Source organism: Corynebacterium sp. MSK041 (genome assembly GCF_030232265.1).
In the GTDB taxonomy this organism is placed as follows: Bacteria; Actinomycetota; Actinomycetes; order Mycobacteriales; family Mycobacteriaceae; genus Corynebacterium.
The window spans coordinates 63589-77407 of sequence record NZ_JASPJK010000002.1 but is presented as its reverse complement, the minus strand read 5'-3'; the positions used below and the strand labels follow the sequence as shown (position 1 = coordinate 77407).

Genomic DNA, 13819 nt, shown 5'->3' with positions numbered 1-13819 from the left:
AAGGGTAGGCAAGCCTAAGTTTCTGCTGTAAGGTTGGCCTCATGGGAACGAATGGAAGTCAACCGCCATTACCGCAGAGCGACAGATCGACCAACGTTGCTGCAGGCCATTGGGTGCTCGCTCGAGCTGGGAAGCGCGTTTTGCGTCCTGGTGGTTTGAAGCTGACGAATCGTTTGTTGGATGCAGCAGAACTGCAGGATAAAAGGGTGGTGGAATTCGCGCCTGGGTTGGGGCGAACTGCCACCATCATGCTTGAACGGGACATCGCGTCCTATGTCGGTGTAGACCAAGATGTGGATGCAGTGACACGCGCGCAGTCCGTGGTGGGATCGCGTGGCACAGTGGTCAATGCTAGTGCCGAATCCACCGGCCTTGAAAGAGGTTCTGCCCAGGTGGTGGTCGGTGAGGCGATGCTGACAATGCAAGGTGAGAAAGGCAAACGCGCGATTATTGCTGAAGCGTTCCGTTTGCTGGAGCCAGGTGGTTTGTATGCGATCCATGAGCTGGGACTCACCCCCGATACAATTGATGCAGAACTCGCTGATCAGTTGCGGAAGCGCCTAGCGAAAACGATCCGCGTGAATGCTCGCCCACTTACGCGCCGAGAATGGTGTGGATTGTTGGAGGAGTCGGGTTTTGACATTGAATGGGTTGGAACTGAGCCGATGGCCCTACTGTCAATGCGTCGCAATCTTGCAGATGAAGGTTTTGGCGGAGTTTTTCGGATTTTGCGTAACGTAGTGCGGGATAGGGATTTGCGTCACCGTGTACTGGAGATGCGTAGAACCTTTAATGAATATCGAGACAATCTCACCGGCATCGCTATCATCGCTCGAAAACCCGATGGCAGCGTGTAAAAGAAGGAGATTAGATTCATGAGCGGACACGAACACGTGCCAGAAGCCATGCTTGGTTACGTCGAAAATATGGCGGAGCATGTTGAGTATTCCCCAAACTCGATCACATCGACCAAGCTCCTGCGTGCCGAGGGGGTCAACGTGGTGTTGTTCTCGTTTGATCAAGGGGAGGAACTTTCAGAACACACCGCTGCGATGCCAGTGATTGTGCAGGCCCTAGAGGGTGAACTGGAAATTACTGCCCACGGTAAAACGGTGATACTGCGTCCTGGCGGTTTGGTGCATTTCACCACGCGCCTACCGCACGCTGTTAAAGCACTGACCCCGGCAAAAATGGTGCTGTATATGTTGAACCGTCCTACGGCGGTTTAAAAAGGGGTGGTTGTCACGCTCATGACCACAAAACAGCACGAGATTCGGCGTGCGCCCAGAGTCCGCACTGTATAGATGCAGGGACAACTTATCCTCCTAGGAGACAGCCGAATACCCGCGGGTATGCTTGTGAACGTTTTGTGATGCCGCCGAAGTGGAAAGGTGCGGGTGTGCAGTGAGCATTGACAAACTCGAAATTGAACTGACCGAGGAGAACCTGAATCGGGCTGCGGACGAGGCTATCGCGGCGTTCGAAAAAGCCGCGGACCTGGCGGCGCTTGAAGAGGCCAAGCGCGCGCACTTGGGCGAGCAGTCGCCGATTATGCAGGCGCGGAAGTCGCTGGGATCGATTCCGAAGGATCAGCGTAAGGATGCCGGCCGTTTTGTGAACATGGCGCGTGGGCGTGCAGAAAAGCGTTACGGCCAGTTGCATGCAGAGCGAGAAGCGGAACACCGAGAGCAGCAGCTGCGTGCGGAGAAGGTGGATGTCACGCTGCCAACCTCGCGTGCGCAGGCTGGTGCGATGCACCCGATCACCGCGTTGAGTGAGCAGATCGCGGACATCTTTATCGGTATGGGCTGGGAAGTTGCTGAAGGCCCGGAGGTCGAAGCAGAGTACTTCAACTTTGATGCGTTGAACTTCATCCCGGATCACCCGGCGCGCACCCTGCAGGATACGTTCTACGTGGGCGAGGAAGGGTCGCGTCAGGTGATGCGCACTCATACGTCCCCAGTCCAGGTGCGCACGATGCTGGAGCGTGACTTGCCGATCTACATTGCCTGCCCAGGCCGTGTCTTCCGTACGGATGAGCTGGATGCCACGCACACGCCGGTCTTCCACCAGGTGGAGGGTCTTGCAGTGGACAAGGGTCTGACCATGGCGCACCTGCGTGGCACGCTGGACCACCTGGCCAAGGTGCTCTTCGGCCCGGAGACGAAGACGCGTATTCGCACTAACTACTTCCCGTTCACGGAGCCGTCCGCGGAGGTGGACGTGTGGTTCCCGAATAAGAAGGGTGGCGCCGGCTGGATCGAGTGGGGTGGCTGCGGCATGGTCAACCCGAATGTGCTTCGCGCGGTTGGTGTTGATCCGGATGAGTACCAGGGCTTCGCCTTTGGTATGGGTATTGAGCGCACGTTGCAGTTCCGCAATGGTCTGACGGATATGCGCGACATGGTTGAAGGCGATGTGCGCTTCACGCAGCCGTTTGGTGTTCAGGCGTAACAGGGAAAGGTCTAAGGAGAGTAGAAAATGCTGATTTCTCAGAAGTGGTTGACGTCCCTGCTGAACAACGCTGGTAACCCAGGCTGGTCCGTCAGCGCGGAGGAACTGGATGCAGGTTTCGTTCGCGTCGGTTTTGAAACCGAGGGCTACGACCCCTTGCCGGAGACAACCGGTCCGCTCGTTATCGGTCGCGTAGAGGAGATTGAGGAGCTCACGGAGTTCCGGAAGCCTATTCGGTACTGCCAGGTGAACGTCGGTAAGGCGAATGGCACTGGTGAGCTGCAGGGCATCATCTGTGGTGCGCGCAACTTCAAGGAGGGTGACTACGTCGTGGTGTCCCTGCCGGGTGCTGTGCTGCCGGGAGGTTTTGAGATCGCCGCGCGTGAGACCTACGGTCACATTTCTAACGGCATGATGGCGTCTGAGGCTGAGCTTGGGTTCACGTCCAAGAGCGATGGCATCATCACGCTGCCTGAGGGCGTTTGTGAGCTGGGCCAGGATGCGCGCGAGGTGCTCGGTGGTCCGGACACGATCTTCGAAGTAAACATCACTCCCGATCGTGGTTACGCACTGTCTGCGCGTGGCTTGGGCCGCGAGGTCGCATCCGCGTTTGATCTTAAGTACAAAGATATGGCCGATGATCCGTCCGTTGCGGGTATCGATGTTTCCGGTGTCCCGGCGCCGACGGGTGAAGTCATTCCGATCACCCTGGAGGAGTCCGCGAAGGTCCAGCGTTTTGGCCTGCGCAAGGTTGAGGGCATCGATCCAACTGCGCAGGCACCGTTCTGGATGAAGCGCGTGCTCATGCAGGCTGGTGTGCGTTCTGTCAACGCTGCCACCGATGTGACCAACTACGTCATGTTGCTGCTCGGCCAGCCGATGCATGCGTTTGACGCGGATAAGGTTGCCGGTGGTTTGCGCGTGCACAATGCGCAGGGTGGGGAAGTGTTTGAAACCCTTGATCACACCAAGCGCACGCTCACTCCGGATGATGTGGTCATCTCCGATGACAACGGCATCCAGTCGCTCGCAGCCATCATGGGTGGCACGACCTCGGAGATCAGCGACGGGACGACGAATGTCTACTTCGAGGCCGCTTCGTGGGACGCACTCACCGTTGCGCGTTCCGCACGCCACCACAAGTTGAGCTCGGAAGCTTCTCGACGTTTCGAGCGCGGCGTCGATCCCACTATCATTGAGGTGGCCTTGGATATGGCGTGTGCCCTGCTGGTGGAGATCGCCGGCGGCACCATCTCCGACAAGCGGACGTTGGTTGAAGGTGCTGTGCAGCAGCGTCATCCGATCAACCTGCGCGTGGCGCATCCATCTGAGCTCATTGGTGTGGAGTACTCCAAGGAGACCGTGATCAAGCGCCTGCAGGAGGTTGGTTGCGACATTGCCGATAACGGCGATGTCCTCGTGGTCACACCACCGACGTGGCGTACGGATCTGAATGAGCCTGTGGAGCTCATTGAGGAGATTGTGCGCCTTGAGGGCCTGGACGATATTCCGCTGGTGCTTCCCACCCCGCGTGGTGGTCGTGGTCTTTCCCCGGAGCAGCGCCGTCGCCGTGCAGTGACGCACGCGTTGGCGTACTCGGGCTACGTGGAGATCATCCCGACACCGTTCATGTCCAACACCGTTTTGGACACGTGGGGCCTGGATGCAGACGATCCGCGCCGCAATACCGTTGCTGTGCAGAACCCGCTTGATGCGGATTATGCAGTGCTGGCAACCACGCTGCTGCCGGCGATGCTGGAAGCTGTCGGCCGCAATGTCGCCCGTGGTCGCCATGACCTCAGCCTGTACTCCGTGGCACAAACCGCGGAGAAGACCGCTGATGAATCGCCGATGCCGAGCGTTGAATCGCGTCCAAGCGACGCGGTTGTAGAGGAACTTGTGTCCTCGCTGCCGGTACAGCACCTGCATGCGGCGACCGTGGCCATCGGCAATATTGAGCTCGAAGGTCCGTGGGGCGATGGCCGTGCATACACCTGGGCTGATGCGATTGAGTCCGCGCAGGTTGTCGCGCGTGCGTGCGGTGTGAGCCTGGACATTGAGTCCGCTGAGCACCTTCCGTGGCACCCGGGACGTTGCGCAAAGCTCTCCGTTGACGGCGTTGTCGTCGGCTACGCCGGTGAGCTTCACCCGCAGGTGCTCGAAGCGCTCGACCTGCCGGAGCACACCTGTGCAATGGAGATTGACCTCACGGCGGTGCCTTTCAACCAGACACTGCCGGCACCGGTGCTGTCTTCTTTCCCGGCTCTTCACCAGGACATCGCGCTCGTTGTGGACGAGGAAGTCCCAGCTGAATCCGTGCGCCGCACGATCGAGGAGAGTGCTGGCGAGTTGCTCGAGGCGGTGGAGCTTTTCGACGTCTACCGGTCCGAATCCCTCGGCGACGGCAAGAAGTCTCTGGCTTTTGGTCTGATCTTCCGTGCGCCTGACCGTACGTTGACGGACGATGAGGCTTCGGCCGGTCGTCTTGCTGCAGCAGAAGCTGCTGAAAAGCAGTTCGGCGCACAGATGCGCGCTTAACTGAGAAGCTGCCTCCACAAATTTATAAAATGAAACGCACGGAATAGTTTACATTTGGCCGCTTGGGCGAGTAGCCTGACCGCTATGACTATTTCTGTCGCCGTGGCGGGCGCTACTGGCTATGCCGGTGGCGAGATCCTTCGCCTGCTGCTCAACCACCCGCGGTACCTTGATGGCACGCTTCGTATCGGTGCGTTGACCGGCAATTCAAATGCTGGTCAAAGTGCTGCGGTGGTGCTGCCGCACCTTCCACAACTGGCGGATAAAACCATCCAGGAAACAACCACGGAAATTCTCTCCGGACACGATGTTGTCTTCCTTGGGCTCCCGCACGGCTTCAGTGCTGAGATTGGTGCTGCCCTTCCGGAGAGCACGCTGGTGCTGGACTGTGCCGCTGATTTCCGTCTGCGCAACGCGGCGGATTGGAAGAAGTATTACGGCAGTAAGCATGCTGGCTCTTGGCCCTACGGCATCCCCGAGATGCCCGGCCACCGTGAGCAGATTGCCACTGCTCGTCGCATCGCCGTTCCGGGCTGTTTTCCTACGGGTGCCACGCTGGCAGCACTGCCGGCTGTTGCCACTGGACTGGTTCACCCGAACCTGAATGTGGTCTCTGTGACCGGCGTTTCCGGTGCCGGCAAGAAAGCCAACGTGGACCTGCTGGGGTCGGAGACGATGGGTTCCCTCAAGGCCTACAACACCGCTGGTAAGCACCGCCACACCCCGGAGATGGTGCAGAACCTCAGTGAGGTGACCGATGGGAAAGTGACCGTGAGTTTCACTCCGGTCCTTGCGCCGTTGCCCCGTGGGATCCTCTCCACGATCACAGCACCACTGAATGGTGATGTGACTGAGGAAGCAGCGCGCGCGGCTTATGCCGAGTTCTATGCCTATGAGCCATTCATGTACCTGCTCCCGCAGGGCATCCAACCGCAGACACAGAATGTTGTCGGTTCCAACATGTGCTACATGCAAGTCGAGGTGGACGAGGGTGCCGGTGTTCTGGTGATCACCTCGGCCATCGATAATTTGACTAAGGGCACTGGTGGCGCAGCAGTGCAGTGCATGAATATTGCGCTTGGTTTTGAAGAGACCGATGGTCTGCCACGTGCAGCCGTTGCGCCCTAACTATTAGTTACTCACTACTTGTTCATTACATATTCACTACTGAAAGAGAGTCCGTTCACTATGGCAACCACAGGCGTAACTGCCCCAGCAGGTTTTGTGGCCGCAGGAGTGACTGCCGGCATTAAGCCTTCGGGCAATCCTGATATGGCCCTCGTGGTCAACAGCGGCCCGGAATATTCAGCGGCTGCTGTGACCACGCGCAACAAGGTCGTGGCCGCGCCCGTGAAGGTGACGCGTAAGGCTGTTGCCGATGGTTCGCTCAAGGCAGTGGTGTTCAACTCTGGCAATGCGAATGCATGCAACGGCCGCCAAGGCGATGAGGATGCTGTGGCGATGCAGGAGTACGCCGCTGCAGCTCTTGGTAGCGCTGCATCCGATGTTGCTGTGTGCTCCACGGGGCGTATTGGAGATCTGCTGCCGATGGACATTGTGCGCGGTGGCATTGATGAGCTGAGTACCTCCCTCGGTGACGACGGCACAGCAGCAGCTACGGCGATTATGACCACGGATACCGTGGCAAAAGAAGCAGTTGTTGTGCGTGGCGGCTGGACCGTCGGCGGTATGGCTAAGGGCGTGGGCATGATGGCGCCGTCTTTGGCCACGATGCTCACCTGCATTACTACTGATGCGTTGGTGACGCCGGAGGTCCTGGATCGTGCATTGCGTGCAGCAACCGCTGTCACTTTTGACACCCTGGATATTGATGGCACGACATCCACCAATGACACCGTGGTTGCTATGGCCTCAGGTGCTTCTGGTGTGACCCCAACTGCGGAAGATTTAGCTGATGCGATCCTAGAGATCAGCCGTGATTTGGCGCACCAGCTTCAGGCTGATGCTGAAGGTGTGACCAAGCGCGTGTCCATCACGGTGGAAGGCACTACTACCGATGGGCAGGCGCTTAACGCAGCACGCACGATTGGCCGGGACAACCTGTTCAAGTGCGCAATGTTCGGCTCGGACCCGAACTGGGGCCGTGTGCTTGCTGCCGTCGGTATGGCAGAGGCGGACATGGATCCGGACAACATCAGCGTCTACTTCAACGGCCAGCCGGTGTGTGAAGGCAGTACCGGTGCATCGGGTGCCCGCGAGGTTGATCTGAGCGGTATCGATATCCAGGTCAATGTTGATTTGGGCACCGGTGGACCGGGTAAGGCAACGGTGAGCACCACGGACTTGTCCTACGCTTACGTGGAAATCAACTCCGAGTACTCGACGTAGAGTTGAGTGATAGAAAATGAGCAGCAAGATGGATGCAGCAGCAGAATTGACCCGCGGTCTGACTAACCAAGACCGCGCACAGGTGTTGGCGGAGGCTTTACCGTGGCTTCAGCACTACCGTGACAAGATCGTGGTGGTCAAGTACGGCGGTAACGCCATGATCGACGATGACCTGAAGTCAGCCTTCGCCGCCGACATGGTCTTCTTGCGCACCGTGGGCGCGAAGCCGGTGGTGGTGCACGGCGGTGGCCCGCAGATCACCACCATGCTGGGACGACTGGGGCTTGACGGTGGTGAATTCGTTGGTGGTTTCCGCGTGACCACACCGGAGATCCTGGACGTTGTGCGTATGGTCCTCTTCGGCCAGGTGGGGCGTGACCTCTTGGGGCGCATCAACTCACATGGTCCGTACGCGGTGGGCACCTCAGGTGAGGATGCTGGTTTGTTCACCGCAGAGAAGCGACTCGTTGAGGTTGACGGTGAGCTGACGGACATCGGTCTTGTCGGTGAAATCGTCGATGTGAACCCGGCAGCCGTGATGGACATTATCGACGCGGGCAGGATCCCCGTCGTGTCCGGCATTGCGCCTGGTGCTGATGGGAATGTGTACAACATCAATGCAGACTCCGCCGCTGGTGCGCTTGCTGCTGCTTTGAACGCAGAGCGCCTCGTGGTGCTCACCAACGTTGAGGGCTTGTACACCGACTGGCCGAATAAGGATTCTTTACTGTCCAAGATCGAGGTGGGTGAGCTGGAGAAGATTGTGCCGAATCTTGATTCCGGCATGATTCCCAAGATGGAAGCGTGCCTGACGGCAGTCAACGGGGGAGTGGCAGCAGCACACGTCATTGACGGGCGCATTCCGCACTCAGTTCTCTTGGAGCTGCTCACCATGGGTGGCATTGGAACGATGGTGTTGCCCAACGATTATGAGCGTGAGAACTACCCGGATGGCACCGTGTTCAGGAAGGACGATATGCAGTGAGCGATTCAATGACGAACCTTTCGCGTACTAACGCGGAGGCACTGGCCGAGTGGTCGGGTGTGTTCATGGATTCCTATGGCACCCCGCAATTGCACCTGGTGTCCGGTGATGGTGCTACGGTGACGGATGCGGATGGCAAAACCTACATCGACATGTTGGCCGGCATTGCTGTCAACTCGCTGGGACATGGGCATCCGGCGGTGGTAGAGGCCGTCGAAAAGCAAGTGCGCACTCTTGGGCACATCTCCAATTTCTTTGGCTCTGAGCCAGCGTTGGCAGTGGCGAAAGAACTGCGTGTGCGCTTTGGTGATGATCAAGCGCGGGTTTTCTTCTGCAACTCCGGTGCAGAGGCCAATGAGGCGGCGTTCAAGCTCTCGCGTTTGACCGGGCGGACGCGGGTGCTCAGCGCGGTGCACGGTTTCCATGGCCGCACGATGGGTGCGCTGTCTTTGACCGGGCAGCCGGCCAAGCAGAAGCCTTTTGAGCCGCTCGTTCCTGGCGTGGAGTTTTACACCTATGGGGACATTGAGAACCTCCGTGAACTCGTCGAGCAAGATCCTGCCAACACAGCCGCTATTTTCCTGGAACCGATCCAGGGTGAGACTGGTGTGATTCCGGCGCCGGAGGGCTTCCTGGAAGATGTTCGTGCGCTGTGTGATGAGTATGGAATCCTCATGGTGGTTGATGAGGTGCAAACGGGTGTTGGCCGTACGGGCAACTTCTTTGCGCACCAGGCAGCAGGCATTACACCGGACATTGTCACCATGGCGAAGGGCCTGGCTGGCGGAATGCCCATCGGCGCAGTGATTGCCCGCGGCAAGGCAGCAACGCTGTTCACTCCCGGTTCCCACGGGACGACCTTTGGCGGCAACCCGATTTCCTGCGCCGCAGCGCAAGCGGTGCTCGGTGTGGTCCACGATGAGTTTTGCCAGACGGTGCGGGCGAAGGGGGAGAAGCTCGCGGGGAGCGTCGAAAAGCTATCTGGCGTTGACCACGTGCGTGGCCGCGGGCTCATGCTCGGCGTTGTTGTGGAAGCACCTGTGGCGAAGAAGATGGTGGCGCAAGGGCTGAAAAATGGCGTGATCCTCAACGCGCCGACCGACAACGTGGTGCGCCTGACCCCGCCACTGACCATCACGGATGAAGAACTGGATGCGGCAGTTGACGCATTCGCAACAACCTTGGCGGAGTGTCTCCGCGCGGAAGCTGAAGGAGAATAAATAATGATTCACGCAGCACCACGAAATTTTTTGGCTGATGATGATCTTTCGCCCGCTGAACAGGCAGAAGTGCTTGGACTGGCGGCGAAGATGAAGCAGGACCGCTACGCCTACCGTCCGCTTGAAGGGCCGAAATCTGTGGCCGTGCTCTTTGACAAGACCTCCACGCGTACGCGCTTTTCCTTCATGACGGGTATCGCGGAACTTGGCGGATTCCCCATCGTGGCGGAGACCGGTAACTCGCAGATGGGTAAAGGCGAGACTTTCCAGGACACGGGTGCAACCTTGTCGCGCTATGTCTCCGCGATCGTCTGGCGCACCTACGCGCACTCCAATTTCTTCGAGATGGCACAGGGTGCCACCGTGCCCATCATCAACTCGCTGTCCGATGACTTGCACCCCTGTCAGATTTTGGCTGATCTGCAGACCATCATTGAGAACCTCTGCCCAGAGGAAGGTGCTGCGGGTCTCGCCGGAAAGAAAGCCGTTTATCTTGGCGATGGCGATAACAACATGGCCAACTCCTACATGATTGGCTTCGCTACAGCGGGTATGGATATTTCCATCGTGGCGCCGGAGGGCTTCCTGCCCAAGCAGGAGTTCGTGGACCGAGCGCAGGTTCGCGCGCAGGAGACCGGTGCCACGGTAACGGTATCCACGGATCTTGCTGAAGTCGATGGTGCCGATGTGATCATCACGGATACGTGGGTGTCCATGGGCATGGAACAAGACGGGAAGGATCGCCGCACGCCGTTCATGCCGTACCAGGTCAACCAGGCTGTGATGGATCGTGCTGGCAAGGACGCGATTTTCCTCCACTGCCTGCCGGCGTACCGCGGAAGTGAGGTCACCGCTGAGGTGATTGATGGCCCGCAGTCGCGCGTCTTCGATGAGGCGGAAAACCGTCTCCATGCACAGAAGGCATTGCTCACCTGGCTGTTGGAGAACCAGTGACATGACCACACCAAACTCACGCACCGTGCGCCAGGCAAAGATCCTGGCCATCTTGGATCACACTCGGGTCTCGTCCCAGGTGCAGTTGTCGGAGCTGCTTCTGGACGAAGGCATTGACATCACCCAGGCCACCCTGTCCCGCGACTTGGATGAGCTGGGTGCCCGCAAAGTCCGTCCCACCGGTGGTGGCCGTTCCTACTACGCGGTGGGGGAGGAAGCGCAGTCCTTCCAAGCCTCACCGAAGGGTCCGCGGGACAAGCTGCGCCGTATGCTCGCTGAGCTCGTGGTGTCCGTTGATCACACCGGCAATATCGCCGTGCTGCGCACCCCGGCCGGTGCCGCCCAATACTTGGCCAGCTACATTGACCGCGTCGCGCTCGACCAAGTGGTGGGTACCATCGCGGGGGATGACACGGTGTTTGTACTGGCCCGAGAACCCCTCACGGGTAAAGACTTAGCCGAGGAGTTCATGGGGGACCGCGAGGAGCATTCCGACGGCGATGAGCCCGGAGCCGGGTAGTACGCTGTCATACAGTCTTTATTGGTCTTTACAAAGCATTCAACAGAGCTAAGGAGCCCTGAAAACATATGACGAATCGCGTCGTTCTTGCTTATTCTGGCGGCCTGGACACCTCCGTGGCCATCCCGTACCTCGCCGAGATGACCGGCGGTGAGGTTGTTGCTGTTTCCCTGGACCTCGGCCAGGGCGGCGAGGACATGGAGTCCGTCCGCCAGCGCGCGCTTGACTGTGGTGCGGTGGAGTCCATCGTCGTGGATGCCCGCGATGAGTTCGCTGAGGAGTACTGCCTGCCCACCATCAAGGCCAATGGCATGTACATGAAGCAGTACCCGCTGGTCTCTGCGATTTCCCGCCCGCTCATTGTCAAGCACCTCGTTGAGGCAGCCAAGGAGCACGGTGGCACCCACGTCGCACATGGTTGCACCGGTAAGGGCAATGACCAGGTCCGCTTCGAGGTCGGCTTTGTCAACATGGATCCGAACCTGGAGATCATCGCTCCGGCGCGTGATTACGCATGGACCCGCGACAAGGCGATCGAGTACGCCGAGGGCAAGGATCTGCCGATTGAGCAGTCCGCTGCCTCCCCGTTCTCCATCGACCAGAACGTGTGGGGCCGCGCTGTGGAGACTGGTTTCCTAGAGGATCTGTGGAACCCGCCAACAAAGGACCTGTACGCCTACACCGAGGATCCGGCACTGGGCAACGCTCCGGATGAAGTGATCATTTCCTTCGAGGGTGGCAAGCCAGTTGCCATCGACGGCCGCAAGGTTACCGTGCTCGAGGCCATTGAGGAGATGAACCGTCGCGCTGGTGCCCAGGGTGTGGGCCGCCTGGACATGGTCGAGGACCGTCTGGTGGGTATCAAGTCCCGCGAGGTTTACGAGGCACCAGGCGCAGTTGCACTCATCACCGCACACGAGGCTCTCGAGGACGTCACCGTTGAGCGTGAGCTTGCGCGTTACAAGAGGCTTATCGACGCACGTTGGTCCGAGGAAGTCTACGACGGCCTTTGGTTCGGTCCGCTGAAGCGTTCCCTGGATGCCTTCATCGAGTCCACCCAGGAGCACGTCACCGGCGATATCCGCATGGTGCTGCACGCTGGTTCCATCACAGTCAATGGCCGTCGCTCCAGTCACTCGCTGTATGACTTCAACCTGGCTACCTACGACACGGGCGATACCTTCGACCAGTCCCACGCCAAGGGCTTTGTCAAGCTGCACGGCCTGTCCTCCGAGATTGCTAACAAGCGCGACCGCGAAGCTGGCAAGTAAATAAAACGGACAAGCACACGAGGAATAGGGCGCGAGGAAAGGGAGATAAGAATGGAACAGCACGGTACGAATGAAGGCGCACTCTGGGGCGGCCGATTCTCTGGTGGCCCATCGGAGGCTATGTTCGCACTGTCCGTGTCCACTCACTTCGACTGGATCCTCGCACCCTACGATGTGTTGGCTTCTAAGGCCCACGCGAAGGTGCTCAACCGCGCGGGCCTTCTGACCGATTCTGACTTAGCGGCAATGCTCGCCGGCCTGGATCAGCTGGGCCGTGATGTGGCTGATGGATCCTTCGGCCCGGAACCTTCCGATGAGGACGTCCACGGTGCGATGGAACGTGGCCTCATTGATCGGGTTGGACCGGAACTCGGCGGACGCCTGCGTGCGGGCCGTTCCCGCAATGATCAGGTTGCGGCCATGTTCCGTATGTGGCTGCGCGATGCTGTGCGTGCTGTTTCCCTCGATGTCACCGACCTCGTGGAAGCCCTGAGCAAGCAGGCTGCCGCACACCCGGATGCGATTATGCCGGGCAAGACCCACTTCCAGGCAGCGCAGCCAATCCTGCTTGCACACTCGCTACTTGCTCATGCTCAGCCTTTGTTGCGTGACCTCGAGCGCATCCGCGACCTGGACAAGCGCCTCGCGGTCTCCCCGTACGGTTCCGGTGCACTCGCAGGATCTTCGCTGAAGCTCGACCCAGAGGCCATCGCCAAGGAGCTCGGTTTCGACTCAGCCGCGGATAATTCACTGGATGGCACATCTTCCCGTGACTTCGTGTCGGAGGCGGCTTTTGTCCTCGCGCAGATTGGTGTGGACATTTCCCGTTTGGCCGAGGAGATCATCGCATGGTCCACACCGGAATTCGGTTACATCACGCTTGATGATGCGTGGTCGACCGGTTCATCGATCATGCCGCAGAAGAAAAACCCGGATGTTGCTGAGCTTGCCCGCGGTAAGTCGGGTCGTCTCATTGGTAACCTCACCGGTCTTCTTGCCACCTTCAAGGCAATGCCACTGGCTTACAACCGTGACTTGCAGGAGGACAAGGAGCCGATCATCGACTCAGTCAATCAGCTGCGCATCCTCCTGCCCGCCATGACTGGTCTTGTCTCCACCCTCGTTTTCCACGAGGATCGCATGAGGGAACTCGCTCCGGCAGGGTTCACCCTTGCAACGGACCTCGCAGAGTGGATGGTGCGCCAGGGCGTGCCATTCCGTGAAGCCCACGAGGCGTCCGGCGCCTGCGTCCGCATCGCGGAATCCCGCGGCGTCGATCTGGTTGATTTGACGGATGAGGAGCTCGCCAGCGTGGATAAGCGCCTCACCCCTGAGGTACGTGAGGTGCTCACGATCGATGGTGCCGTGGCTTCCCGTGCAACCCGCGGTGGCACCGCCGGTGTTCGTGTGGTGGAGCAGCGTGAGCGTGTTGATGAGGCAAATGCGCAAGCACGCGCGTGGGCTCAAACGAGCCCACACGGCAACTAAACTGCCTGGCGTATCCTCGCTTGGCCTGCAAGGTTAGGGT

12 protein-coding genes are annotated in these 13819 nt (G+C 59.2%); all 12 read left to right on the top strand.

Annotation, left to right across the window (positions count from 1 at the left end; genetic code table 11):
- Nucleotides 1-41: 41 nt before the first annotated feature.
- The 12 genes from QP968_RS02725 (at nt 42) to argH (ending at nt 13779) form a co-directional block, all read left to right on the top strand.
- Entirely contained in the window at nt 42-857 is an 816-nt protein-coding gene (locus QP968_RS02725; protein ID WP_034662933.1) for a class I SAM-dependent methyltransferase, read from the top strand.
- A 48-nt stretch (nt 858-905) separates the two neighbouring features.
- Nucleotides 906-1229 carry a cupin domain-containing protein gene (locus QP968_RS02720; RefSeq protein WP_373277169.1) on the top strand — a complete coding sequence of 108 codons (324 nt, stop codon included), beginning with the start codon at nt 906-908 and terminating at the stop codon, nt 1227-1229.
- 175 nt (nt 1230-1404) lie between these two features.
- The gene (gene pheS, locus QP968_RS02715; protein WP_284854902.1) at nt 1405-2454 is read left to right on the top strand and encodes a phenylalanine--tRNA ligase subunit alpha; all 1050 of its coding nucleotides are present in this window, start codon (nt 1405-1407) and stop codon (nt 2452-2454) included.
- 27 nt (nt 2455-2481) lie between these two features.
- Entirely contained in the window at nt 2482-4992 is a 2511-nt protein-coding gene (pheT, locus tag QP968_RS02710) for a phenylalanine--tRNA ligase subunit beta (RefSeq protein ID WP_284854901.1), read from the top strand.
- 84 nt (nt 4993-5076) lie between these two features.
- Complete coding sequence (argC, locus tag QP968_RS02705) at nt 5077-6120, top strand: N-acetyl-gamma-glutamyl-phosphate reductase (protein WP_284854900.1); 1044 nt, start codon at nt 5077-5079, stop codon at nt 6118-6120.
- A gap of 60 nt (nt 6121-6180) precedes the next feature.
- On the top strand, nt 6181-7341 hold the full coding sequence (argJ, locus tag QP968_RS02700; RefSeq protein ID WP_284854899.1) for a bifunctional glutamate N-acetyltransferase/amino-acid acetyltransferase ArgJ: 1161 nt from the start codon (nt 6181-6183) through the stop codon (nt 7339-7341).
- A 16-nt stretch (nt 7342-7357) separates the two neighbouring features.
- On the top strand, nt 7358-8326 hold the full coding sequence (argB, locus tag QP968_RS02695) for an acetylglutamate kinase (protein WP_284854898.1): 969 nt from the start codon (nt 7358-7360) through the stop codon (nt 8324-8326).
- An 8-nt stretch (nt 8327-8334) separates the two neighbouring features.
- The gene (locus QP968_RS02690) at nt 8335-9546 is read left to right on the top strand and encodes an acetylornithine transaminase (protein ID WP_284855104.1); all 1212 of its coding nucleotides are present in this window, start codon (nt 8335-8337) and stop codon (nt 9544-9546) included.
- 3 nt (nt 9547-9549) lie between these two features.
- The gene (argF, locus tag QP968_RS02685; protein WP_284854897.1) at nt 9550-10500 is read left to right on the top strand and encodes an ornithine carbamoyltransferase; all 951 of its coding nucleotides are present in this window, start codon (nt 9550-9552) and stop codon (nt 10498-10500) included.
- Nucleotide 10501: 1 nt separating this feature from the next.
- Complete coding sequence (locus tag QP968_RS02680) at nt 10502-11020, top strand: arginine repressor (protein WP_284854896.1); 519 nt, start codon at nt 10502-10504, stop codon at nt 11018-11020.
- Nucleotides 11021-11088: 68 nt separating this feature from the next.
- The gene (locus QP968_RS02675; protein ID WP_284854895.1) at nt 11089-12291 is read left to right on the top strand and encodes an argininosuccinate synthase; all 1203 of its coding nucleotides are present in this window, start codon (nt 11089-11091) and stop codon (nt 12289-12291) included.
- Nucleotides 12292-12342: 51 nt separating this feature from the next.
- A complete protein-coding gene (gene argH, locus QP968_RS02670; protein WP_284854894.1) occupies nt 12343-13779 on the top strand; it encodes an argininosuccinate lyase in 1437 nt (478 codons plus the stop codon).
- The last annotated feature ends 40 nt before the right edge of the window (nt 13780-13819 follow it).